Annotated in this window: 22 protein-coding genes and 1 tRNA gene; 7 read left to right on the top strand and 16 right to left on the bottom strand. The window is 64.6% G+C overall.

Annotated features, from left to right (window positions below; genetic code table 11):
- Positions 1-41: 41 nt before the first annotated feature.
- Positions 42-245, bottom strand: coding sequence for a hypothetical protein (locus tag ACGHJ7_RS00600; protein WP_390473692.1), 204 nt, complete (start codon positions 243-245; stop codon positions 42-44).
- A gap of 161 nt (positions 246-406) precedes the next feature.
- Here ACGHJ7_RS00600 and ACGHJ7_RS00595 point away from each other — a divergent pair, with 161 nt between their 5' ends.
- Positions 407-2098 carry a thiamine pyrophosphate-binding protein gene (locus tag ACGHJ7_RS00595; protein WP_390473690.1) on the top strand — a complete coding sequence of 564 codons (1692 nt, stop codon included), beginning with the start codon at positions 407-409 and terminating at the stop codon, positions 2096-2098.
- A 45-nt stretch (positions 2099-2143) separates the two neighbouring features.
- On the opposite strand, the gene ACGHJ7_RS00590 is transcribed toward ACGHJ7_RS00595, so the two are convergent.
- A complete protein-coding gene (locus ACGHJ7_RS00590) occupies positions 2144-2554 on the bottom strand; it encodes an EVE domain-containing protein (protein ID WP_390473688.1) in 411 nt (136 codons plus the stop codon).
- Between the two features lie 125 nt (positions 2555-2679).
- Here ACGHJ7_RS00590 and ACGHJ7_RS00585 point away from each other — a divergent pair, with 125 nt between their 5' ends.
- The 5 genes from ACGHJ7_RS00585 to ACGHJ7_RS00565 are packed head-to-tail and all read left to right on the top strand — an operon-like array spanning position 2680 to position 8028.
- Positions 2680-4377, top strand: coding sequence for a putative bifunctional diguanylate cyclase/phosphodiesterase (locus ACGHJ7_RS00585; protein WP_390473686.1), 1698 nt, complete (start codon positions 2680-2682; stop codon positions 4375-4377).
- A 51-nt stretch (positions 4378-4428) separates the two neighbouring features.
- Positions 4429-5250: a diaminopimelate epimerase gene (gene dapF / locus ACGHJ7_RS00580; RefSeq protein WP_390473684.1), complete on the top strand. Its 822-nt coding sequence runs from the start codon at positions 4429-4431 to the stop codon at positions 5248-5250.
- The gene (locus ACGHJ7_RS00575) at positions 5232-6446 is read left to right on the top strand and encodes a MiaB/RimO family radical SAM methylthiotransferase (RefSeq protein ID WP_390473682.1); all 1215 of its coding nucleotides are present in this window, start codon (positions 5232-5234) and stop codon (positions 6444-6446) included. The genes dapF and ACGHJ7_RS00575 overlap by 19 nt, the downstream gene beginning before the upstream one ends.
- On the top strand, positions 6443-7375 hold the full coding sequence (gene ftsY, locus ACGHJ7_RS00570) for a signal recognition particle-docking protein FtsY (protein ID WP_390473680.1): 933 nt from the start codon (positions 6443-6445) through the stop codon (positions 7373-7375). Before ACGHJ7_RS00575 ends, ftsY begins: the two co-directional genes overlap by 4 nt.
- A complete protein-coding gene (locus tag ACGHJ7_RS00565) occupies positions 7375-8028 on the top strand; it encodes an inner membrane-spanning protein YciB (protein ID WP_390473678.1) in 654 nt (217 codons plus the stop codon). Before ftsY ends, ACGHJ7_RS00565 begins: the two co-directional genes overlap by 1 nt.
- Positions 8029-8279: 251 nt before the next feature.
- On the opposite strand, the gene ACGHJ7_RS00560 is transcribed toward ACGHJ7_RS00565, so the two are convergent.
- The 10 genes from ACGHJ7_RS00560 to ACGHJ7_RS00515 all read right to left on the bottom strand — a co-directional run bounded on the left by ACGHJ7_RS00560 (position 8280) and on the right by ACGHJ7_RS00515 (position 16495).
- Positions 8280-10211 (bottom strand): potassium transporter Kup, encoded by a 1932-nt coding sequence (locus ACGHJ7_RS00560; protein ID WP_390473676.1) that lies wholly within the window; start codon positions 10209-10211, stop codon positions 8280-8282.
- A gap of 127 nt (positions 10212-10338) precedes the next feature.
- Positions 10339-10980 carry a tetratricopeptide repeat protein gene (locus ACGHJ7_RS00555; RefSeq protein WP_390473674.1) on the bottom strand — a complete coding sequence of 214 codons (642 nt, stop codon included), beginning with the start codon at positions 10978-10980 and terminating at the stop codon, positions 10339-10341.
- The gene (locus tag ACGHJ7_RS00550) at positions 10977-11390 is read right to left on the bottom strand and encodes a cytochrome c-type biogenesis protein CcmH (protein WP_390474087.1); all 414 of its coding nucleotides are present in this window, start codon (positions 11388-11390) and stop codon (positions 10977-10979) included. The genes ACGHJ7_RS00555 and ACGHJ7_RS00550 overlap by 4 nt, the downstream gene beginning before the upstream one ends.
- On the bottom strand, positions 11390-11920 hold the full coding sequence (locus ACGHJ7_RS00545) for a DsbE family thiol:disulfide interchange protein (protein WP_390473672.1): 531 nt from the start codon (positions 11918-11920) through the stop codon (positions 11390-11392). The genes ACGHJ7_RS00550 and ACGHJ7_RS00545 overlap by 1 nt, the downstream gene beginning before the upstream one ends.
- The gene (locus tag ACGHJ7_RS00540; protein ID WP_390473670.1) at positions 11917-13851 is read right to left on the bottom strand and encodes a heme lyase CcmF/NrfE family subunit; all 1935 of its coding nucleotides are present in this window, start codon (positions 13849-13851) and stop codon (positions 11917-11919) included. Before ACGHJ7_RS00540 ends, ACGHJ7_RS00545 begins: the two co-directional genes overlap by 4 nt.
- Complete coding sequence (gene ccmE, locus ACGHJ7_RS00535) at positions 13848-14321, bottom strand: cytochrome c maturation protein CcmE (protein ID WP_390473668.1); 474 nt, start codon at positions 14319-14321, stop codon at positions 13848-13850. Before ccmE ends, ACGHJ7_RS00540 begins: the two co-directional genes overlap by 4 nt.
- Positions 14318-14458, bottom strand: a complete 141-nt coding sequence (locus ACGHJ7_RS00530) for a heme exporter protein CcmD (protein ID WP_390473666.1) — start codon at positions 14456-14458, stop codon at positions 14318-14320. The genes ccmE and ACGHJ7_RS00530 overlap by 4 nt, the downstream gene beginning before the upstream one ends.
- Entirely contained in the window at positions 14458-15180 is a 723-nt protein-coding gene (gene ccmC, locus ACGHJ7_RS00525; protein WP_390473664.1) for a heme ABC transporter permease CcmC, read from the bottom strand. Before ccmC ends, ACGHJ7_RS00530 begins: the two co-directional genes overlap by 1 nt.
- A 125-nt stretch (positions 15181-15305) precedes the next feature.
- On the bottom strand, positions 15306-16367 hold the full coding sequence (locus tag ACGHJ7_RS00520; RefSeq protein ID WP_390473662.1) for a Leu/Phe/Val dehydrogenase: 1062 nt from the start codon (positions 16365-16367) through the stop codon (positions 15306-15308).
- Positions 16368-16418: 51 nt separating this feature from the next.
- Positions 16419-16495, bottom strand: a tRNA-His gene (locus tag ACGHJ7_RS00515).
- A 195-nt stretch (positions 16496-16690) separates the two neighbouring features.
- Here ACGHJ7_RS00515 and ACGHJ7_RS00510 point away from each other — a divergent pair.
- Positions 16691-17332 carry a prolyl hydroxylase family protein gene (locus tag ACGHJ7_RS00510; protein ID WP_390473660.1) on the top strand — a complete coding sequence of 214 codons (642 nt, stop codon included), beginning with the start codon at positions 16691-16693 and terminating at the stop codon, positions 17330-17332.
- 57 nt (positions 17333-17389) lie between these two features.
- Here the strand turns inward: ACGHJ7_RS00510 and rpmE are convergent, their stop codons facing one another.
- The 4 genes from rpmE to bamA form a co-directional block, all read right to left on the bottom strand.
- Entirely contained in the window at positions 17390-17614 is a 225-nt protein-coding gene (gene rpmE, locus ACGHJ7_RS00505; protein WP_390473658.1) for a 50S ribosomal protein L31, read from the bottom strand.
- Between the two features lie 97 nt (positions 17615-17711).
- The gene (fabZ, locus tag ACGHJ7_RS00500; RefSeq protein WP_390473657.1) at positions 17712-18179 is read right to left on the bottom strand and encodes a 3-hydroxyacyl-ACP dehydratase FabZ; all 468 of its coding nucleotides are present in this window, start codon (positions 18177-18179) and stop codon (positions 17712-17714) included.
- A gap of 28 nt (positions 18180-18207) precedes the next feature.
- Complete coding sequence (locus tag ACGHJ7_RS00495) at positions 18208-18888, bottom strand: OmpH family outer membrane protein (RefSeq protein ID WP_390473655.1); 681 nt, start codon at positions 18886-18888, stop codon at positions 18208-18210.
- A complete protein-coding gene (bamA, locus tag ACGHJ7_RS00490; RefSeq protein ID WP_390474085.1) occupies positions 18888-21593 on the bottom strand; it encodes an outer membrane protein assembly factor BamA in 2706 nt (901 codons plus the stop codon). The genes ACGHJ7_RS00495 and bamA overlap by 1 nt, the downstream gene beginning before the upstream one ends.
- Positions 21594-21716: the final 123 nt, after the last annotated feature.

Below are 21716 nucleotides of genomic sequence, written 5' to 3'. Positions count from 1 at the left end.
CATCCCGCACCTGACCACTCCCGCAGCCAAGCGCTGCTGCTTCAGGCGATGAAGACCAGCATGAAGGCCAGCGCCGCGAAATAGGTGCTGGCAAACCCGCGAATGTCGTCGCGCGTGGGAATGAATTTCGATCGCAGCTGGACCGGCGGCGCATCCACCAGCGCGTGTGGGGGAAGCATGGCCCGGAACGGGTGGCGGGCGGATTCGTCGGTCAGGACGAGAGAGCGTCTGCTGCGTGTCATCATGGAGGGGTTAACGTTTTGCTAACCATTCCGCTCCCCCGCCATCGCCGGTGTCGCATGGCGGGACATTAACCCTGTGCCTTCACCTGCCGCGGGAGGTTTTCCACCGCCACGCAGGGCCGTATGCGATTGCCGCCATGGGTCGCCACGGCTAGTCAGCGGGCATGAGAGAAACGACGACGCCCGATGCCGCCCGCCTGCTGGTCGACTGCCTGAAGGAACAGGGGTGCGACCGCATCTTCACCGTGCCCGGTGAAAGCTTCCTGCAGGTGCTGGACGGACTGGAAGGGCAGAGCGGGATCGATGTCGTCACCTGCCGGCAGGAAGGCGGCGTCGCCTTCATGGCCTGCGCCGACGGGGCCATGAACGCCGCAGGGTCCGGCAAGCCGGGCGTCGCCTTCGTGACGCGCGGTCCGGGGGCGACCAATGCCAGCATCGGCGTCCATGTCGCGCACCAGGACTCGCAGCCGATGATCCTGTTCGTCGGCGATGTCGCGCGCGACATGCGCGAACGCGAAGGGTTCCAGGAAATCGACTTCCCCGCATTCTTCGGACCCGTCTGCAAATGGGCCGCGCGTATCGACAGCGCCGACCGCATTCCCGAATTCGTCGCCCGCGCCTATTCCGTTGCCATGTCCGGTCGGCCCGGCCCGGTCGTCCTGGCCCTGCCGGAAGACATGCTGTCCGATTCCACGCAGGCCGCACCGCGCCCCGCCGTTTCCCGCCCCGCGCAGGCCCCCTGCCCCGATGCCATGCAGGCGCTGATGGCGATGATCGGCGACGCTGCCAGCCCGGTCGCCATCATCGGCGGGGCTGGCTGGAACGCCAAGGCCCGGGAGCATTTCCAGCTCTTTGCAGAGCGTGTCGGCCTGCCGGTCGCCACCGCGTTTCGCCGGCAGGATGCGATCAGTCCCGCCTCCCGCGTTTATGCCGGCAGCCTAGGCTACGGCCCCAATCCCAAACTGGTGGACCGGGTAAAGAACGCCGACCTGGTCATCGCGGTCGGTGCGCGGCTGGGAGAAGCGACCACCGACGGATACACCGTGCTGACGCCCGATCATCCGGGCCAGCAACTGGTTCATGTCCACCCCGATCCCGAGGAACTGGGCCGCGTCTATCGCACGGATCTCGCCATCTGTGCCGACATGGCCGAATTCGCGGAAAGCGCAGCGTTATGGGACGATGGCGATGTGCTGGATTTCGATGCCGGGCCAGCCGCCCACGCGGAATGGCAGGAATGGGCAGCGGCATTGCCTGCCGCCGAAGGCACGGACAGCCCCTTCCCGCTCGACCTGCCGACCTGTGTCACCTTCATGCGCGACACGCTGCCCGCCGATACGATCGTGTGCAACGGTGCGGGCAATTTCGCCGGGTGGTGGCACCGATATTGGCGCTATGCCGGATTTCCGTCGCAGCTGGCCCCCACTTGCGGGGCGATGGGATACGGGGTTCCGGCCGCGGTCGCAGCGTCGCTGCGCTACCCCGATCGCACGGTGGTGGCCGTGGCAGGCGACGGCGATTTCCTGATGAACGGGCAGGAATTGGCAACCGCCGCGCAGCACGACGCAAACCTGATCGTCGTCGTGGTCGACAATGGCGCGTACGGCACGATCCGCATGCACCAGGAGCGCGAATTTCCCGGCCGGGTTTCTGCGACCCGCCTCGCCAATCCCGACTTTGCAGCCTTTGCCGCATCGTTCGGCGGCTGGAGCGCGCGGGCGGAAACCACGCAGCAATTTCGCGACGCGCTTGTCGCGGCAGAGGGTCGCAGCGGTATTCGCCTGATCCACTGCGTGATCGATGTCGAACAGCTTGCCGCCAGCGGGGCGACGGTCAGCGGACTGCGCGACGCCTGACGACGGGGGACAGGGGGCTCCCGCACCGTCGGCACATGGATGCGCTCAGACGCCGGCCATGCTCATGATGACGGACCACTCGTCTTCCTTGATCTCCGCCACCGACAGCCGCGACAGGCGCACCAGCTCGCAATCGGCAAGCTGCGGTTCGGCCTTGATCTGTTTTAGGCTGACGGGATGCGGCAGCTTCGTCTTGGGCACGACCTTCACCGCTGCCCATTTGCCGGTTTCGTCCGTCGGATCGGTAATCCCCGCCACACTGACCTCACAGATGCCGACGATCTCCAGCCCTTCGCGCGAATGGTAGAAGAACGCCTGGTCGCCCACTTCCATTGCGGCAAGGTTGTTCTTCGCGCGGTGGTTGCGCACGCCGTCCCACGTGCCTTCCTTCTCTGCGACGAGATCGTCCCAGCTATACTTGAAGGGTTCGGATTTGATCAGCCAGTAACGGGCCATTGCGGTCCTCTCGCGGGTTCGGATTGGTTGCGGGATATGTCGGCCCCTGCAATGCGGAGGCCCCGGCCAAAGGTCAAACGCGAAAATTAACACGAATTTCAGCATAGTGCCCTAGCGCACGGGTCATGAGACACGAGTATGCTCACATGGTGGATGAGTACACGACAAGCCGCGATACCGAAGCAAGGCAGCGCCGGTCCTTCCTGAGCGCGGCGAAGCGCGATTTCGTGCCGCTGGGAATTGCGGCGGCGGCCGTCATCATGTTCGTCGGGACGGGCGGACAGCTGATGATGCATGTATCCCGGCAGATCGCGGGCATTCCCACGCGACCAATCGACCCGCTGACCGTGTCGACCCTGCTGCTCAATATCGCTCTCATCATCTTCATCATGCGGCGTCACCGCGACCTGACACGCGAGGTCGCAGAGCGGCGCAAGGCCGAGCGCCGGGCCCGCGAACTGGCGGACATCGATCCGCTGACGGGCTGCCTCAATCGCCGCAGCATCGCGCCCGCCACCGACCAGCTTGCAGGGCTGGCCAACCGCAACGGTCGCAGCGTGGCCTTCGTCATGATCGACCTCGACAATTTCAAGCAGGTCAACGACATACACGGGCACCTGGCAGGCGACCTCGTCCTGCGCGAGGCTGCCGACCGGATTCGGACCCTGTTGCCGGCAGAGGCGCTGCTCGCCCGGCTGGGCGGCGATGAATTTGCGATCGTGGTCTCCTATGACCGCATGGTCCCGAACCGGATCGACCAGTTGGTGACGCGGATCATCGAAAGCATCGCGGAACCCTTCGCCCTGCCCAATGGCGAGACGGAGATTACCATGTCGGTCGGCATCGCGTCCGACCGCGACGAATCCACGAAGGCGCAATCGCCGCACGACGCGCAGGCCCTGATCCACAAGGCCGATATCGCGATGTACGAGGCGAAGAAGCGCGGCAAGAACCGCTTCTTCTGGTTCGAGGCGCCGATGGAGAACGAGCTGCGTTTCCGCAGCGAACTGGAACGCGGCATCCGCGAAGGCATCGGCCGCGGCGAATTCGTTCCCTATTACGAACAGCAGATCGATCTCGCGACCGGCGAGATTTCCGGTTTCGAGATGCTGGCACGCTGGAAATCGCCGGAACACGGCCTTGTCAGCCCCGAGGTTTTCATCCCCATCGCAGAAGACATCGGCGTTATCGCGGCCTTGTCGGAATCGCTGATCGAACAGGCGTTCGACGATGCGCGCGAGTGGGATTCGCAGCTCACGCTGTCGATCAACATCTCGCCCGTCCAGCTGCGCGATCCGTGGTTCTCGCAGAAGATCCTGAAACTGCTGATGGAAAGCGGTTTTCCCCCGTCGCGGCTCGATATCGAGGTTACGGAAAGCTGCCTGCACGAGAATATCGGTGTTGTCCGATCGATGATCACCAGCCTCAAGAACCAGGGCGTCCGGATCAGCCTGGACGATTTCGGGACCGGCTATTCCAGCCTGGCGCAGCTCCGCTCGCTTCCCTTCGACCGGATCAAGATCGATCGCAGCTTCGTGTCCGACGTCGCCGAAAACGGCAGCAGCACGAAAATCGTCGCTGCGATCGCCACGCTGGGCGAAGGGCTGGACATGCCGATCGTGGCCGAGGGGATCGAGAGCGAGGAAATCCTGAGCGCACTGCAATCCATCGGCATCAGGACGGGCCAGGGCTTCCTGTTCGGTTATCCCGAACCCGCCGCATCCGTAGAGCGCAGGCTGCTCGCGCTCAGCCGCACCGGTCCTGCCCGTGCCGTATCGCAGACCGGTGACGCAGCGCAGCAGCGCCCGTCCCTCGCCGGATAGTCCCGCACGGCCTTTACGTTGCGCGTCCCCGCCCATAGATGCAGGGCCGCTATGCGCATCGCCTTCACCAAGATGCACGGGCTCGGCAACGACTTCGTGATGCTCGACGCGCGGGAAACCGCGCTACCCGGCATGACGCCCGCCATCGCCAGCGCCCTTGCCGACCGGAATACCGGTATCGGCTGCGACCAGCTCATCCTGCTGGAGCCAGCGGGGAACGCCGCACCGCAGGCAGATTTCCGGATGCGCATCTTCAACCACGACGGCAGCGAGGTCGAGGCCTGCGGCAATGCATCGCGCGCGGTCGCCCTGCTTCACGGCAGGCCTGCCCTGGTCGAGACCGCGAACACCGTGATCGAAGTCGTGCCGTCCGATGGCGGCGCCAGCGTCGACATGGGCACACCGCGCTTCGAGTGGGACGCAATTCCGCTCGCCTATCCGGTCGATACCGCCTCCATGCCCACCGCGTGGGAAGACCTGGCGAACCCTGCTGCCGTCAATGTCGGCAACCCGCACGCCATCTTCTTCGTCGAGGACGTGGACGGCGTGGACCTCGCCCGGCTTGGTCCGCTGATCGAGCAGGACGAGCTTTTCCCCGAACGCATCAACGTCAACGTTGCCAGCGTGGTGGGCGAGAACGCGCTGAAACTGCGCGTCTGGGAACGCGGCGCGGGGCTGACCCGTGCGTGTGGCACAGGCGCCTGCGCCACGGCGGTCGCGGCAGCCAGGCGCGGGCTGACGGGCCGGAGCAGCACGGTCGAACTGCCCGGCGGCACATTGCAGATCGAATGGCGCGAGGATGACCGCATCATCATGACCGGGCCTGCGCAGGAATCCTTCCGCGGCAGTTTCGAATGGGACGATTTCGCGTGACTGCGCCTGCCGATCCCGCTGCGGAAAAACCCGCCGAGGTCATCTCGCTCGGTTGCCGCCTCAACATCTCTGAAAGCGAGCGGATCGCTGCCATGCTGGCGGGCGAGGACGTGGTCGTCATCAACAGCTGCGCCGTCACCAGCGAGGCCGTGCGCCAGACCCGGCAGGCCATCCGCCGCGCCCGCCGCGCCAATCCGGACGCCCGCCTGCTGGTCACCGGATGCGCCGCCGATATCGAGCGCGAGGAAATCGCCGCCATGCCGGAAGTCGACGGCCTGGTCGCCAACACGGACAAGCTGGACCCTCGCAGCTGGAACGCGCCGATCAAGGACGCGCCCGTCGTTCCGGCCCGCACCCGCGCCTTCATCGGCGTCCAGAACGGATGCGATCATGCCTGCACGTTCTGCGTCATCCCGCAGGGCCGCGGGACCAGCCGCTCGCTCAGCGTGGACGAGGTGCTGCGTGTGGTCGAACGCCATCTGGAACAGGGCGCACCCGAAGTGGTGCTGACGGGCGTGGACCTGACGTCATGGGGCCAGGACCTGCCCGGCAGCCCCGGCCTCGGCGTGCTGGTGGATGGGATCCTGCGCGCCTTCCCCGCCTTGCCGCGCCTGCGCCTGTCTTCCGTCGACGGGATCGAGATCGATCCCCTGCTGTTCGACCTGATAACGGGCGAGTCGCGGGTGATGCCGCATCTCCACCTGTCGCTGCAGCATGGCCACGACCTGATCCTGAAACGCATGAAGCGCCGCCACAGCCGCGCCGATGCCGTGGACCTCGTGATGCGACTCAAGGCAGCGCGGCCCGCCATCTCCATCGGGGCGGACCTCATCGCCGGCTTCCCCACAGAGAACGAGGCGCATCATGCGGCCAACCTCTCCATCATCGAAGAGCTCGGCATCGTGCACGGCCACATTTTCCCCTATTCCCCCCGCCCGGGCACGCCCGCAGCGCGAATGCCGCAGCTAGGCCGCGCCATCATAAAGCAGCGCGCCGCCGCCTTGCGCGCCGAGACGTCCCGCGTCCGGCAGGACTGGCTGAAAAGTCTGATAGGCAGCCCGCAGGAAGTCCTCGCCGAACGCGACGGCACGGGCTACGGCCCGTCCTTCGCGCGGGTCGACCTGCCCGCTGGAACGGCGGCCGGGCAGATCCTGACCATCACACCGACGACACTCGAAAAGGGCCTTCTCCTGTGAGCGAGACGAGCTGGACCGACCGCCTGCTGGGCGGTTTCCGCAAGACTTCGGAACGGCTGGGGGACAACCTCTCCGCCGCCACCGCCATGACGCCCAGTTCCAGGCTGGACGAGGCGACCCTGGACGAGGTGGAGGACGCGCTGATCGTCTCCGATCTCGGCCCGTCCGCCGCCGCCCGCATCAAGGGCAAGCTGCGCGAACGGCGTTTCGGCCTCGAAATTACCGAACGCGAGCTGAAGGAAGCGGTGGCAGAGGAAATCGCCGCCATCCTGCGCCCGGTGGCAAAGCCGCTGGAAATCACCGCCTTCCCCCGCCCGCAGGTGATCCTGGTGATCGGGGTCAACGGATCGGGCAAGACCACCACCATCGCCAAGCTGGCGCACTGGCTGACGGAGGACGATTACGGCGTCATGCTGGCGGCGGGCGATACTTTCCGCGCAGCTGCCATCGGCCAGCTGGCCACATGGGCCGACCGCGTGGGCGTGCCGATCATACGCGGCCCCGAAGGCGGCGATCCGGCCAGCATCGTGTTCGACGGCGTGAAACAGGCAACCGAAACCGGCATCGACGCGCTGGTGGTCGACACCGCCGGACGGCTGCAGAACAAGCGCGAGCTGATGGACGAACTGGCGAAGATCCGAAAGGTCCTCGGCCGCCTCAATCCCGAAGCGCCGCACGACGTTCTGCTGGTGCTGGATGCGACCAACGGCCAGAACGCGTTGTCGCAGATCGACGTGTTCAAGGAAGTGGCAGGCGTGACCGGCCTCATCATGACCAAGCTGGACGGAACGGCGCGCGGCGGGGTGCTGGTCGCGGCGGCAGAACAATACGGCCTGCCGATCCACGCCATCGGTGTGGGCGAGACGATCGACGACCTGCGCCCCTTCGACCCGGACCTGGTCGCGCGCGTGATTGCAGGGGTGGCCTGATGCGCGATACCGAGAACGTGAAGAAGCCGGGTTCCGGCTGGCTGAGCATCGTGACCGATTACGGGCCGCTGCTGCTGTTCTTCATGACCTATCGCTATTTCGCGCCGGAAGAACCGGAGCCGGTGGCCGAAGTCGGCGCGGTCATCCGCGGCACGCTGGTTTTCATGGCCGCATCGCTGGTGGCGCTGGGCGTATCGAAATGGCGGCTGGGCCGCGTGTCCCCGATGCTGTGGTTCTCGACCGCGCTGATCGTCGGGTTCGGCGCGCTGACCGTATTTTTCGGCGACCCGCTGTTCGTTCAGCTGAAACCGACCATCATCTACCTCGCCTTCGGTGTCGCCCTTCTGGTCGGCGCATGGCGCGGCAAGGCGCTGCTGAAGATTCTGCTGGAAGCGGCTTTCGAAGGACTGACCGACGAAGGCTGGCTGAAACTGAGCCGGAACTGGGGCGTGTTCTTCCTCGCGCTGGCCGGGCTCAACGAATTCCTGCGCTGGTATCTCGATTTCGGCGGATGGCTGGCGGCGAAGCTGTGGGTGTTCCTGCCGCTGACCTTCCTGTTCACCTTCACCCAGATCCCGATGCTGCTGAAGCACGGCCTCGACCCGGAGGCGACGGACGAGGTGATAGAGGAAGACCCGTCCACCGGCGGATAAAAGCTGTCCTACAGGGAAGCGGGTCTGGTAGCAGGCTGTCCCCGCTCTTTCCCAGCCTGAATATCGGTGATCCGCCAGACGCCCGCGCTTGCCTCGGCACAGACGGTTTTTTCGCGCCTGTCCCGAGAGAAGTGTCAACTTCGCTTCCCGGCGCAAGCATCTGACCTGACATGGAAAAACTAGGCAGCACCAATCAAGGCACTGTCAACTTCGTCAACCGAATCCAACCCGTTGCGCCGAACCGGGAAGCGTCAGATCCGCACCTGACTGCCCAATTCGACCACGCGGTTGGTCGGCAGGTTGAAGAACTCCATCGCCGTCGCCGCGTTGCGCAGCATCCAGGCAAAGATCTTCTCGCGCCAGATCGGCATGGCCGGGTTGTCGCTCGGCAGCAGGGTCTGCCGGCTGAGGAAGAAGCTGGTCTGCATCATGTCGAACTCGCCCCCGCATTGCTGCATGGTCTTCAGGCCCGTGGGAACGTCGGTCGCCTCCATGAAGCCGTAATGCAGCACGGACCGGAAGAACCCGTCGCCTAGATCGTGATACTCGCAGCGTTTCGCGGGATCGACATACGGGATGTCGGCAATCTGCACGGTCAGGATGACCACCCGCTCGTGCAGCACCTTGTTGTGCTTGATATTGTGCAGCAGCGCAGAGGGAACGCCCGCCGTGCTCGATGCCATGAAGATGGCCGTGCCGGGAACGCGGGTGGCGGAATTCTTCGCGCTCTTGGCGAAGATCTCGATCGGCAGCGCGACCTCGGTCATCCGCTCGCGCATGATGTTGCGGCCCCGCGCCCAGGTCGTGAGCAACGTGAAGGCCACCACACCGACGACCAGCGGGAACCAGCCGCCATCGGGAATCTTCACGAGGTTCGCCGCGAAATAGGCGCCGTCCACGATCAGGAACAGCAATACGACCGGGAGCGCATACCACCACTTCCATTTCCACACGCCCACGAACAGCACGCCCATCAGGAGGGTGTCGATCGTGACAGCGCCCGTCACGGCGATGCCGTATGCGCTGGCAAGGTTGGAGGAGTTCTGGAACGTCAGCACCAGGATGATGACAGCCACCATCAGCGCCCAGTTGACCACGGGAATATAGATCTGGCCCGCCTCGGTTTCGCTCGTATGGCGGATCGAGAGCCGCGGGATGAAACCCAGCTGCATTGCCTGGTGCGTGATGCTGAACGCGCCGCTGATCACGGCCTGGCTGGCGATGAAGGTTGCCACCGTTGCCAGAATCACCAGCGGCAGGCGCCATTCTTCGCTCGCCAGCAGGAAGAAGGGATTGCGCACGACTTCGGCCGCGGCCTCGGGCGGCAGGCTGGCAATCATCGCGCCTTGGCCGAAATAATTGAGCAGCAGGCACGGCATGACGAAGCCGAACCAGCTCAAGCGCATCGGGCCGCGGCCGAAATGCCCCATATCGGAATAGAGCGCCTCCGACCCCGTAACCGCCAGCACCACCGCGCCCAGCGCGAGGAAGGCGACCACGCCGTCGGTCACGAAGAACTGCACCGCGTAATAAGGGTTCAGCGCCCACAGGATGTCGGGGTTCTGGACGATCTGGTTGAGGCCGAGGCCCGCAATGGTGATGAAATAGACGATCATCACGGGGGCGAACAGCGCGCCCACCTTGGCCGTTCCGCGGCGTTGCAGCATGAACAGGAAGATAAGCAGGACCAGCGCGATGGGAATGACGAAGCGCTCCAGCCCCTCGTCCACCACGGTCAGGCCCTCCACCGCCGAAAGGACGGAAATGGCGGGCGTAATCATGCTGTCGCCATAGAACAGGCTGGTCGCAAAAACGCCGAGCAGCACGACCAGCCAGCCATAGGACGACTTGCCGATATGGCGGCTGAGCAGCGCGACGAGGGCAAGACTGCCGCCCTGCCCCTTGTTGTCGGCCCGCATCAGGATGGTGACGTACTGGATCGCGACGACCAGCAGCATCGACCAGAAGATCAGGCTGACCACGCCCAGCACGTGCAGGCGGTCGATGGCGATATTGGCCGTGCCCGCAAAGGTCTCGCGGAAGGCGTAGAGCGGGCTGGTGCCGATGTCGCCAAAGACGATGCCGATCGCGCCCACGGCCAGCGCGCCTTTCTTGGCGCTATGGCCGCCGACTGCCCCGCCGGGGGGTGCGCGATCGATTGCTGTTGGTACGCTGTCGCTCATGCGTCGGGGACATCCTGTTGCTGACCCGTTCGTGCATCTGCTGGCGGGGCTTTCATGGCGGCGCCGTGGGCAGAGCAAGGCGCGCGGGTAGCAGCGCGATTGCCGCAGTGCAACACAGGGGAGCGTCCTACGACCCGGAAGCGGACGCCATGACAGCCATCAACTCGTCGAGCGAGGCGATGCGTTTGGCAAGGTAATCCCGTCCCTCGGCACGGTCCGATGCCGATGCCAGAGCCTCTGCCCAGATTTCCCTCGCTTCCGGAAAGCGGCCGCTTCGCACTTCGGGCAGGCCTGCGAAATAGCCCGTCGCGGGGTTGCCAGGCAGCGCATCGCGGGCCCGCTGGAAAGCGTAAAGCGCCGCGGGCGTGCCCCGCCCACCGGAATACTCGACCAGCGCCACGCCGAGCGCCAGCCACGCCTCGCCGTCATCGGGATTTTCCGCCACGGCGTTCCGGTAGAATCCGCTCGCCGTCTCGTAATCGCCCCGCCGCGCGTAGGTATCGCCGGTCAGGACGAAGCGCGAAGGCAGGTGCGATGCGTCGAAAAACTCCGCCCGGGCGTTGATCAGGTCGGGATTGGCGCGGGTGGCCGTATCCGATGCCGCGCGGGGTGACGACAGGTAACCGGGCGAACCCTGCCAGGCATAGCCCGCCAGTCCGAAAACCAGCGTCGCTGCGAACAGCGTCCAGAAGCTGCGCGCGCCGCGCAGGAGCAGCGCCCCCACAAGGAACGCGGCCACGGCAAGGAAGACGACGCCGAGCCAGCTCACGATCCACGCCTCGTCCGACGCACGAAAAGCGCGATTCCGCCCAGCAGGATAAGCAACGGGATGGCGTAGAGCGGCCAGGTCCCCCCACCCGCCGGCGGGGCATAGCTGATATAGTCTCCGTAACGCTCGACCAGCCAGCCGCGGATTTCCTCCGGCGTTTCCCCTGCCATCATCCGACTGCGGACAAGATGCCGCATATCGGCCGCCATCGCCGCATCGCTATCCGCGATCGACTGGGACTGGCAGGTGAGGCAACGCAGGCTCTCCATGAGTTCGCGGGCCTCTGCCTCCATCACGGGATCCGGCAATTGGGTGTCGGCCATGGAAACCGCCTGTCCCTCTTGCGCCGCCACCGGTGAGAAGCCCAGGCCGGAAACGGCGGCAGCCAGCAGGAGAAGGACGCCCCGCATCATTCGCCGGCCTCGCGCAGCCGCTCCAGCAGTTCTGCGACATCGCCTTCACGGATGTCTCCGATATGCTGGTGGCGGATGATGCCGTCTCCATCGACGACGAAGGTTTCGGGGACACCGCTCGACCCGATACCCAGCTGGACGGTCGAACGCTCGTCGATCGCAATCCTGGTATAGGGGTCACCATGTATGCTCAGAAACGCCGCGATATCCTCCGGCGTATCGCGGATCGCGATGCCGATGATCGGTGCGCCCGCTTCCTTCAGCGCCTCGAGCTGCGGCGCCTCGGCGATGCACGGCAGGCACCACGTGGCCCATATGTTTAGCAGTTTGGGCGTACCATCGGTGAAATCGGCCTGTGTAACCGCGGGCCCTTCTACCCTTCCGGAGGGAAGTTCGAAGGCGGGCAAGGGCCTCCCGACCATGCGGCTGGGCACGTCGTCCGTCTTCGGCTGCGTCAATTGATATGCAGCTAGCCCTGCGAACAGCGCGAACAGCGCGAGCGGAATGAAGAAGGCGAGGCGTCTCATGCGATGCTCTCCCCTGTTGCCATTTCTTCCCGGTGCCGCTGCCGCCGGGATCGCAATACGTGACCCACGGCGGAAACGATGCCCCCCAGCGCGATCAACAGCGCGCCGAGCCAGATCAGGGTCACGAACGGCTTCCACCAAAAGCGAAGCTGCCAGCGCCCCTCGCCCGCCGCCTGCCCCAACACGGCGTACAGCTGTCCGTTCCAGCGATTGAGTAGCGCGCTCTCCGTCGTCGTCTGGTCAGGCTGGAGGAAGGTGCGGGATTGCGGGCGGAGCATGACGGGCATTCCGCCGTCACTGGCCGAAAGGCGGGCTTCCAGCGCCGTCCAGTTCGGCCCGGCAACCGGCTCCACGCCTTCCAGCGTAACGCGATAAGGCCCGATATCCGCGCTTTCGCCCGCCCGGACAGCCGCCAGTGTCTCGCGCGAAAACCCGCTCTCGCTCGCCATGCCGAAAAGCATGACAGCAACGCCGAAATGGGCAAGGACCATGCCCCATGTCGCCAGCGGTACGAGACGCAGCCGTCGTCCGTAGAGCGGCATGACGCTGGCCATGGCCAGCACCGCAGCGAAGGCCAGCCCGACCAGCGAAAGGAAACCCGCATCGCTCGTCAACGCACCGGCGACGACAACAACGGCTCCTGCCAGTGCCATGAAGATCGCAGGCTTCGAGATCCGTGCTGCACGGTCGCTGCGCCATCGCAGCAGTGGTCCAACCGCCATCACCGCAAACATCGGAAGCGCGAAGACTGCGCCGACCGGATTGAAATATGGCGGTCCGATCGAGACCCGGTCGCCCAGTGCTTCTGCCAGCAGGGGATAGAGGGTGCCGAGCAGCACGACCCCCAGAATCGCGCTCAGCATGATGTTGTTGAACACCAGCGCGCTTTCGCGGCTTGCCACCGCGAATTTCTTCCCTTCGGAGATCGCACCGGCGCGCCAGGCGAACAGCGCCAGCGCCCCGCCGATATAGATGGCGAGAAGCACGAGAATGAAGGCCCCTCGCTCTGGATCGACCGCAAAGGTATGAACGCTGGTCAGCACTCCCGAGCGAACGAGGAAGGTGCCCAGCATCGACATAGAGAACGCGACGACACCAAGCATGACCGTCCACGTTCGCAGCGCATCGCGCGCTGCCAGGACGCTGACCGAATGGAGCAACGCCGTCGCCGCCAGCCACGGCATCAGCGAGGCATTTTCCACCGGGTCCCAGAACCACCAGCCGCCCCAGCCCAGTTCGTAATAGGCCCACCAGCTTCCAGCCGCGATACCGAGGGTCAGGAATATCCATGCCCCCAGGACCCATGGGCGCATGGCGCGCGCGAAGTCGGGGGTCACCTGGCGGGTCACCAAGGCCCCGACCACGAAGCTGAAAGCCACCGACAGGCCGACATAGCCGATATACAGGGTCGGCGGATGGAAGGCGAGGCCGGCATCCTGCAGCAGCGGGTTGAGACCGGCTCCTTGCGCGGCAGGCGTATCGAGCCTCGCAAAGGGATTGGAGCTGCCGATCAGGAACGCGTAAAACCCGGTCCCCACCGCGCCCTGCGCGGCCAGGACCGCCTGCATCGTCCGCTCCGGCAACCGGGTCTCGAGGGCGGCGATGGCCGCCCCGGAAAGCGCCATCACGGCGACCCACAGCAGCATGGACCCCTCGTGATTGCCCCACGTCCCGGTCAGCTTGTAAAGCATCGGCTTGTCGGAATGCGAATTGGCCGCGACCAGTTCGACGGACAGGTCGGTAATGGCGAACAACCACATCAGGCAGGCGAAGGCGGTTACGGCCAGCAATCCCTGCACGATGGCCGCCGGGCGGGTGATGAGGCCCATCTCCGCGCCTTGCCGGCGGAGTGCCAGAGCTCCCGCGATGAATTGCAGCAGGCATAGCGCCGCGGCCATCCACAAGGCGGCAAGGCCGATTTCTGCCGTCACCGGGTCGTCGCCTCAGCCTGCTGCGTTTCCGCGACGACCTGCCGCGCCTGATGCTCGGTCATTTCCTGCAATTCGCGCGGAACGTAGTTCTCGTCATGTTTGGCGAGCAGGCTGTCGGCCATGAAAGCGCTCGGCCCCATGCGTCCCTCTGCCACCACGCCCGATCCTTCGACGAAGAGGTCGGGCACGATGCCGGTATAGCGGACGGGAACCAGCGCCTGCCCGTCACCGACCGTGAAGCGGATGCTGATGCCGTCGCCAAGCTGCTCGATCGACCCGTCCTGCACCATGCCGCCAAGGCGAACCATGCGGTCGCCGGACGGCGGCTCGGCCACGATCTGGCTCGGCGTGTAGAAATAGTTCGCCTCACTCCTGAGGCCCCATATGGCGAGCAAGGCCGCGCCGATCAGCACGGCGAGCGCGATGACCACCAAGACCAGTCGCTGGTGCTTTGCCTTGAGAGTGCTCATTTGCGGCGGCTTTCCTCGCGCCGAGCCTCGGCGCGGCGCATAGAGAGAACACTCCACAGGACGAGAAGCACGATGGCCGCGATCCCGACGCCGTAGGAGGCCAGGACGAAGTTCCACTGGTCCAGTCCCTCGCGCATCAGCTCGCCTCCATCGCCTTGCGGCGGAGACGCGCCTCGGCCTGCATGTCGGCCAACAGCGCGCGCATGCGGGCGACCACGACGCCACCGAACAGGAGCGAATAGCCAAGCACCGCGACAAGGAGCGGCCAGAGATATTCAGGCGCAATTGCGCTTTTCCCGACAGTCAGGCTCGGTGGCTGGTGAAGGGAGTTCCACCAGACCACGCTGCGGTTGATGATCGGGATATTTACCGCGCCGACCAGCCCGAAGATCGCGGGAATGCGGTCCGACACGCCTTCGCGCGCGCTGGCCTGAGCCAGTGCGATATACCCGAAATAGAGGAACAGCAGGACCAGCATCGACGTCAAGCGTCCGTCCCAGACCCACCAGGTACCCCAGGTCGGGCGGCCCCATATCGATCCCGTCGCGAGGCAGACCGCGGTGAAGATCATGCCGGGCACCGCCGCCGCGCGGGCCGCAATGGCCGCGAGGGGATGACGCCAGATCAGCAACGCTGCACTGGCCAACGCGATCATCGTCCAGCCGCCCATTCCCAGCCATGCGGTAGGGACGTGAATGAACAGGATGCGGACGGTCTCGCCCATCAGCCTGTCGGGGCTGACCTGCGTCAGGCCCCACCATGTCGACAGCGCCACCAGCACGCCGCCCGCGCCCAGCAGCACCGGCGTCAGCCAGCGGGCCAGCGAGAGAAAGCGGCGGGGATTGGCGAAACCGTGCATTGAGTTGCTTTCGCGCCGAATAGGGGTGGCGTGCTGTATGGTTCCTTACAGACTGTCTGCGCGCCCGCAAACACCGTCGAAAGAACAGGCGCAGATAGCGGACCGCCCCGGATACGGCGGCGGGATTACCGTCCGATCAGTTTTTGCGCCATGCGATCGGCGACGACGTCGGACGATACACCGCTGCTGTCGCTCTCGGCCCAGATTTCCTCGAGACGGCCGGGTATCAGGGCGAGACGCTTGCGCACCTCGTTGATGTCGCACGGTTCGCCATGGCAACGACACAGATATTCCATCGTCACGCTGATGATACCGCCGGCATTGATGACGTAATCGGGCGCGTAGAGGATGCCCCGCTCGGCCAATTGCTCACCGTGATGCGCGCGGGCCAGCTGGTTGTTCGCGCCGCCGGCAACAATCGGGCAATCGAGACGGGCAATCCCTTCATCGTCCAGGATCGCGCCGAGCGCATTCGGACTGAAGACGTCGCAGGACGTGCTCATGATGGCATCGGCCGCTGCAACCTCCGCATCGAGTTCGATGGCCAGTTCGCGCGCCCGGTCTTCGTGAATATCCGACAGGGTAAGCCGCGCACCGTCCTGTGCCAGGAGCTTGGCGACACCGCCGCCGACACTGCCCGTGCCCTGGATGGCGACATGCACGCCCTTCACGCTGTCCTTGCCCAGCTTGTGACGAACGGCCGCCTTGATGCCGTGATAAATCCCCATGGCCGTGAACGGACCGGGATCGCCGCCCGCCCGGTCGCCTTCGGTCGGAAGGCCCGACACATGCTTCGTGCGCTGCGACACCGCGACCATGTCCTGCTCGCTGATGCCGACATCTTCTGCCGTCACGTACTGCCCGCCCAGCGCGTCTACCGCATCGCCGAAAGCTGCCAGCAGTTCGGGAGTCTTCTGCTTGTCCTCGCCCGCCAGGATAACGGCCTTCCCGCCGCCCATCGGTAGGCCGGCCATCGCGTTCTTGTAACTCATCCCCCGGGACAGGCGCAGCGCATCGCGCATCGCGTCCTTGGGTTCCGGGTAATGCCAGAACCGCGTACCGCCTGCGCCCGGCCCGAGATGGGTCGAATGCAGCGCGATGATCGCGGTCAGACCGCTTTTCTTGTCGCGGACGAGCTGAACCAGCTCGTGATCGTCGTAATCGGGTTCGGTCCAGAAAGCGGTCATCGATCGGGGGTCCCTGAAAGGGGGAGAAATCGGACACAGATCGGGGAAAAATGGGGCGATCGAGGGGTCTCGAACCCCCGACCTCCGGTACCACAAACCGGCGCTCTAACCAACTGAGCTACGATCGCCACACGCCCCGAAAATGTCGTGCATCGGGGGCTGATACGCCCGTAGAGCGGCCCGTCAAGGGCGCTCTCTAGCGGGGGCGAGCCTGTTGCATAGCCGGGCGCGAATGGGAAGCGAAAACTGCGCGAGGCGTTCTGAAACGCAAGATTGTTACCCCCCTCTTGCGAGCGTCCCGACGCCGGTTAATGCTGGCCGGCATGACAAGCCACGACAGCGAATCTCCTTCAGTACGCATCCGGTCTTTCGCAGGCGTGCAGAAGGTGCCGACGCCCAAGGCCGAGATCTTCCAGTGCCGGCGATTCCTCGACCCCTCGCTCTGCCGAAAGATCGTGGATCTGATCGACCGCGAGAGGCGCCCCTCCACCCTCGCCGATCCGAATGGAGACGAATATTTCCGCACCAGCGAGACCTGCGATCTCGACAGCGGCGATAGCATCGTGCGTATGGTCGAATCGAAGCTCGATGCGCTGACCGGGATCGATCCCGCGTATGGCGAGCCGCTGCAGGGCCAGCGGTACGAAGTAGGGCAGGAGTTCAAGCCGCACACCGATTTCTTCACGCCCGACGGCGAGGATTACGACCGGTATTGCTCCGTTGCCGGCCAGCGCACCTGGACCTGCATGATCTACCTCAACGATGTCGAGGCCGGCGGCGCGACACGGTTTCGCGAGCTGAAGAAGACATTCCAGCCCGAGGCGGGCAAGCTGCTCGCGTGGAACAACCGGACCACGGATGGCGGAGTCAACGAGGCGACGCTCCACCACGGCATGAAGGTTCGCAAGGGGCTGAAATACGTCCTGACGAAATGGTACCGCGAGAAACCGTGGGGCTGGGAATGAAAAAGGGCGGCCCCGCAGGACCGCCCTTCTCGAATGTCGGATGTTTCGCCGGGGCGATTACTTCTTGAGGCTGAGCCCGCCGAAGCGCTTGTTGAAGGCTGCAACGCGGCCGCCTTCCTGAATCTGCTGCTTGCCGCCGGTCCAAGCCGGGTGGCTGGTCGGGTCGATGTCGAGCGCCAGCGTGTCGCCTTCGCTGCCCCAGGTGGAGCGCGTCTGGAATTCGGTGCCATCGGTCATCTTGACCGTGATCATGTGGTAATCGGGGTGTCCTTCGGCCTTCATGGCGTATCGTCCTTTAAGCTTGTGCCCGGTTCCGACCGGACGCGCTGTGTAGCAGGGAAGGCGCGCAGTTAGAGCGGCCCGCCCCATTTTGCAACCATCAAGTCGGGTCGGCGATCATCGCGGTGAACTCGGCCTCGGTCGTGACCTTGCCTTCCACGCTGGCCGTACCCTTGAACTTGCAGACACGGCTGCTCTTGCGGGTAAACTCGACTTCGAGATCGAGCAGGCAGCCCGGCGTGACGGGCGAACGGAACTTGGCGTTTTCGATCGCCATGAACAGGACCAGCTTGCCCGATCCCGCCAGTTCGAACGTCTCGATCCCGAGGACGCCTGCGGCCTGTGCCAGCGCCTCGATCTGGAGGACGCCGGGCATGATGGGCTGGCCGGGGAAATGTCCCTGGAAGAAATCCTCGTTGAAGGAAACCGCCTTCACCGCGTGGATTTTCTCGCCGAGATCGATCGATTTGACCCGGTCGACCAGCAGCAGGGGATAGCGATGCGGCAGAGCCGCCAACACCCGCCGGATGTCGTAGTCTTCAAAGCCACTCTTCGTGTCTTCGCTCATCGCTGGTCCCCTGCCCCGTCGAACTGTCTTAGCGACCGGAAGGCGCTGCGGGCTGTGCCTGCTGTGCCTGCTGGGCAGCCTGCTGCTGAGCGACGCCGACGAGGATCTGCTGAACGGCCTGCTGCAGGGCCAGCGATTCCCGGCGCGGACGCCAGTTTGCAGGCGGGGTCGCCTGAACGGTCGGCAGGCGCTGGTCGAGCGCGGCGACGATATCGCTGGTCACGTCGACGCCCGAGGGAGCGTACTGGATCGCATCCTGGCTGAGCATGATCTGGATGCCCTTCGCCTGGACGACCTGCTGCTGCGCATTCTGGTAATCGGTCAGGAGCTGCTCGATCACGTAGGTCTGGGCGAGGCCGATCGGCTGGCCGATCTGGGCGATCTGCTGTTCCTTCTGCTGGACCTGCGTCACCACGGCCTGTCCGGCCTGCAGCTCCGCATCCGAAATCTGGTTGTCGCCATTGGTGTCGAGGCTGCGCTGGAGCGTCTGCGTTTCCGTGCGGAGCGCCTGGATCTGCTGCAGCTGTGCGGCATAGGTTTGGGCGATCTGCTGATACGCAGCCTGGCGCGCGGCAGAGCGGACGATGACCGCTTCCGGAACCGAGGTGGCGATACCGTTGACCTGCGCCGAAGCGGGGACGGCAGCCAGCGTGGCCGTGGCGATGCCGGCAGCAGCCAGCGTCTTGGCGGTTTTGGCAAAGATTTTCATTAGAACTGGGTTCCTACATTGAATGAGAGTGTTTTCGTATCGTCGCCCGGCTGTTTCTTCAGCACCTTGGCAAAGTCGATCCGGAACGGACCGAAGGGCGAGTTCCAATTGACGCCGATGCCGACCGAGATACGCGGTGCGGCGGAATCGCCCAGGAACACTTCCTGGAAAGGGTCAATCGTCTGGTTGAGCGGCTGGTTCGGCGTACCGTTTTCCTGCACCGCATCGAGGGTTGGGAGGCCTTCAGGGCTGACGAACAGCGGGTTTCCGTCGCCATCCGTCTGCTGGAAGGAAAGGCCGCCCGGGAAGGGAGACTGGGTCAGCACGGGCTCGGTCACATTGAAGAGCGCGCCGACATCCATGAAGATCGAGGGCCGCAAGCCAAGCTCGCGAACGCCCGAGCCGAGCGGGATTTCAAGCTCTGCACGGCCGAGGTAATAGGCGTTCCCGCCGATCGCGTCGTCGGCCACGCGGTTGCGATCCGTAATGATGAGCGGATTGCCCTCGCCATCGTCGACGATCGGCTGGCGCAGGACGCGCGGTCCCACACCGCGAATGTCGAAGCCCCGGATCTGCGGTTCGCCAAGGAAGAAACGGTCGGTCAGCAGTACATCGTCGACGCCTGCGCCCCCGCGGTCCTGCAGGCCCTTGATATAGCCGCCCTCTGCCGACAGCGAGAAGATGAAGCCGTTGAATACGCTCCAGTACTTCGCCGCATTGCCGCGAATACGGGCATATTCGACCGAACCGCCCAGCCCGGCATATTCCGCCGTCACGCTGATCCGTTCACCGCGCGAGGGGCGGAAACGGCTGTTCAGAGAATTGTAGTTCAGCGTCAGACCCGCAATGGAACTGGTCCGCTGACCGATGGAGTCGCACAGGAAACGGCCTGCCAGCAGCGGTTCGCAGGTCGAGATACCATCGCCGTCGAAGTCGGCGAAGAACTGGTTTTCGTCCAGGGTGATGTCGTCATAGTTCAGCGTGTAGCTGCCGATCAGCGACATGTACTCCGTCAGCGGAACTCCGAGACGCACTGCGCCGCCGGTGGTCGTCTGCTCGAAGGTGGTGTTCCGGTCGTTGTTGCGGAAGTTGAAGCTGCTGAAATCGCGGCGATAGAGATCGACACCTGCCGAGATGTTGCGGTCGAAAACGTAAGGCTCGGTGAAGTTCACACCGAACGACCGCGAGAACCGCGACCAGTTGACCGATGCGCCGACCGTCTGTCCGCGGCCACGGAAGTTACGCTCGCGGATAGAGGCCGACAGCAGGAAGCTCTCGATGGAGGAGAAACCGGCCGAAAGCTGCAATTCGCCCGTCGGCTGGTCCTCGACATTCGCTTCGAGGACGATCCGGTCCGGCGCGGAACCTTCCTTCTGTTCGATCTCGAAGTTTTCCTGGAAGAAGCCCAGCGAATTGATGCGGTTGGTGGACCGCGCGACCTGCAGCGAGTTGAAGGCATCGCCTTCGTTGATCCGCATTTCGCGGCGGATCACCTTATCCTGCGTCAGCGTGTTTCCGTTGATGTCGACCCGCTCGACATAGACGCGCGGCGCTTCGCTGATGAGGAAGGTGACGTCCATCGTCTTGCTGTCGCGGTTGCGGGAGAACTGCGGCTGGACGTCGGCAAAGGCATAGCCGAACGTGCCGGCCAGCTCGCTCAGCTGCTCCACCGTGTCCTCGACCAGCTTGGCGTTGTAGCCGTCGCCGGTTTTCATCGGCAGGTTTGCGCTCAGCCCTTCGCTCGAGAAGTCGCGCAGCTGGCTTTCGACCTCGACATCGCCGAAATCGTATTTCTCGCCCTCTTCGACCACGTAGGTGATGATGAAGTCGCGCTTGTCCGGCGTCAGTTCGGCCACGGCGGACACGACGCGGAAATCCACGTAACCTTCCGTCAGGTAGAATTCGCGCAGCTTCTGCTGGTCGAATGCAAGACGGTCGGGATCGTAGCTGGTGTTGGACGACAGGAAGCTGGTGAGGCGCGCCTGCTTGGTCACCATCTCGCCGCGAAGGGTTCCGTCGGAGAACACCTCGTTGCCGATGATGTTGATCTGGCGAACCTTGGATTTCGGCCCTTCGCTGATCTCGAACACGAGATCGACGCGGTTCTGGCTCAGTTCGACGACCTTGGGCTCGACCGTCGCGGCGAAGCGGCCCTGGCGCTTGTAAAGCTCGATGATGCGGGCAACGTCGGCGCGGGTTTTCGAACGGGTGAAGATCTGGCGCGGAGCCAGCTTGATCTCGGGCAGGATCTTGTCGTTGTCGAGCCTGTCGTTCCCTTCCAGGATGATCCGGTTGATCACCGGGTTCTCGACCACGGTGATGATCACGTTCCCGCGCTCGTTGCGGATCGAGAAGTCGGAAAACAGCTCGGTGTCCGCCAGTTCCTTCAGCGTCTGGTCGCCCAGCGCCGCGGTATAGGTCTGGCCCGGGCGGATGGAGATGTAGGACAGGATTGTCTGCGGTTCGAGACGCTGGGCGCCCGACACGGCGATCGTCTGGATGACATCGGCCTGCGCCTGAGCCGGCGCCGCCCCGCCCTGCGCTTCGGGACCGGCCTGGCCCGTCGGCAGTGCCGCTTCCTGTCCGGTGTCCTGCGCCATCGCGGCAGCCGGCAGGCCGGTCAGAATGGTTCCGGTGAGGAGAGCAAGCGCGAAAGTGCTCTTGGAGTGCGAAGCCTTCGCGCTACGCATCTGTGTGCCGTTCATTTCGGAAGATGTCCCGTCCATAAATTTCCGGTCCGGCCCCGGGTCCATCGAAAGCTCGGGATCGGCACCGGCGGTGAATGCGCCGCCAATGCCCGATGCACGCCGTGCTTTCAAGGAGTGAGG

The organism is Altererythrobacter sp. MTPC7 (assembly GCF_042851395.1).
In the GTDB taxonomy this organism is placed as follows: Bacteria; Pseudomonadota; Alphaproteobacteria; order Sphingomonadales; family Sphingomonadaceae; genus CAJXSN01.
The sequence above is the reverse complement of the archived record's forward strand: the minus strand, read 5'-3'. Positions and strand labels throughout refer to the sequence as shown.

What these genes read in the sequence shown, in the direction of transcription:
- ACGHJ7_RS00575 (WP_390473682.1), top strand. Translation starts at nt 5,232, where the DNA reads ATGGGACGATTTCGCGTGACTGCGCCTGCCGATCCCGCTGCGGAAAAA.
- ACGHJ7_RS00565 (WP_390473678.1), top strand. Translation starts at nt 7,375, where the DNA reads ATGCGCGATACCGAGAACGTGAAGAAGCCGGGTTCCGGCTGGCTGAGC.
- ACGHJ7_RS00550 (WP_390474087.1), bottom strand. Translation starts at nt 11,390, where the DNA reads ATGCGGGGCGTCCTTCTCCTGCTGGCTGCCGCCGTTTCCGGCCTGGGC.
- rpmE (WP_390473658.1), bottom strand. Translation starts at nt 17,614, where the DNA reads ATGAAGGCCGAAGGACACCCCGATTACCACATGATCACGGTCAAGATG.
- ACGHJ7_RS00520 (WP_390473662.1), bottom strand. Translation starts at nt 16,367, where the DNA reads ATGACCGCTTTCTGGACCGAACCCGATTACGACGATCACGAGCTGGTT.
- ACGHJ7_RS00560 (WP_390473676.1), bottom strand. Translation starts at nt 10,211, where the DNA reads ATGAGCGACAGCGTACCAACAGCAATCGATCGCGCACCCCCCGGCGGG.
- ccmE (WP_390473668.1), bottom strand. Translation starts at nt 14,321, where the DNA reads ATGAGCACTCTCAAGGCAAAGCACCAGCGACTGGTCTTGGTGGTCATC.
- ACGHJ7_RS00530 (WP_390473666.1), bottom strand. Translation starts at nt 14,458, where the DNA reads ATGCGCGAGGGACTGGACCAGTGGAACTTCGTCCTGGCCTCCTACGGC.
- ACGHJ7_RS00545 (WP_390473672.1), bottom strand. Translation starts at nt 11,920, where the DNA reads ATGAGACGCCTCGCCTTCTTCATTCCGCTCGCGCTGTTCGCGCTGTTC.
- ACGHJ7_RS00510 (WP_390473660.1), top strand. Translation starts at nt 16,691, where the DNA reads ATGACAAGCCACGACAGCGAATCTCCTTCAGTACGCATCCGGTCTTTC.
- ccmC (WP_390473664.1), bottom strand. Translation starts at nt 15,180, where the DNA reads ATGCACGGTTTCGCCAATCCCCGCCGCTTTCTCTCGCTGGCCCGCTGG.
- ACGHJ7_RS00495 (WP_390473655.1), bottom strand. Translation starts at nt 18,888, where the DNA reads ATGAAAATCTTTGCCAAAACCGCCAAGACGCTGGCTGCTGCCGGCATC.
- dapF (WP_390473684.1), top strand. Translation starts at nt 4,429, where the DNA reads ATGCGCATCGCCTTCACCAAGATGCACGGGCTCGGCAACGACTTCGTG.
- bamA (WP_390474085.1), bottom strand. Translation starts at nt 21,593, where the DNA reads ATGAACGGCACACAGATGCGTAGCGCGAAGGCTTCGCACTCCAAGAGC.
- ACGHJ7_RS00590 (WP_390473688.1), bottom strand. Translation starts at nt 2,554, where the DNA reads ATGGCCCGTTACTGGCTGATCAAATCCGAACCCTTCAAGTATAGCTGG.
- ACGHJ7_RS00585 (WP_390473686.1), top strand. Translation starts at nt 2,680, where the DNA reads ATGAGACACGAGTATGCTCACATGGTGGATGAGTACACGACAAGCCGC.
- fabZ (WP_390473657.1), bottom strand. Translation starts at nt 18,179, where the DNA reads ATGAGCGAAGACACGAAGAGTGGCTTTGAAGACTACGACATCCGGCGG.
- ACGHJ7_RS00595 (WP_390473690.1), top strand. Translation starts at nt 407, where the DNA reads ATGAGAGAAACGACGACGCCCGATGCCGCCCGCCTGCTGGTCGACTGC.
- ACGHJ7_RS00600 (WP_390473692.1), bottom strand. Translation starts at nt 245, where the DNA reads ATGATGACACGCAGCAGACGCTCTCTCGTCCTGACCGACGAATCCGCC.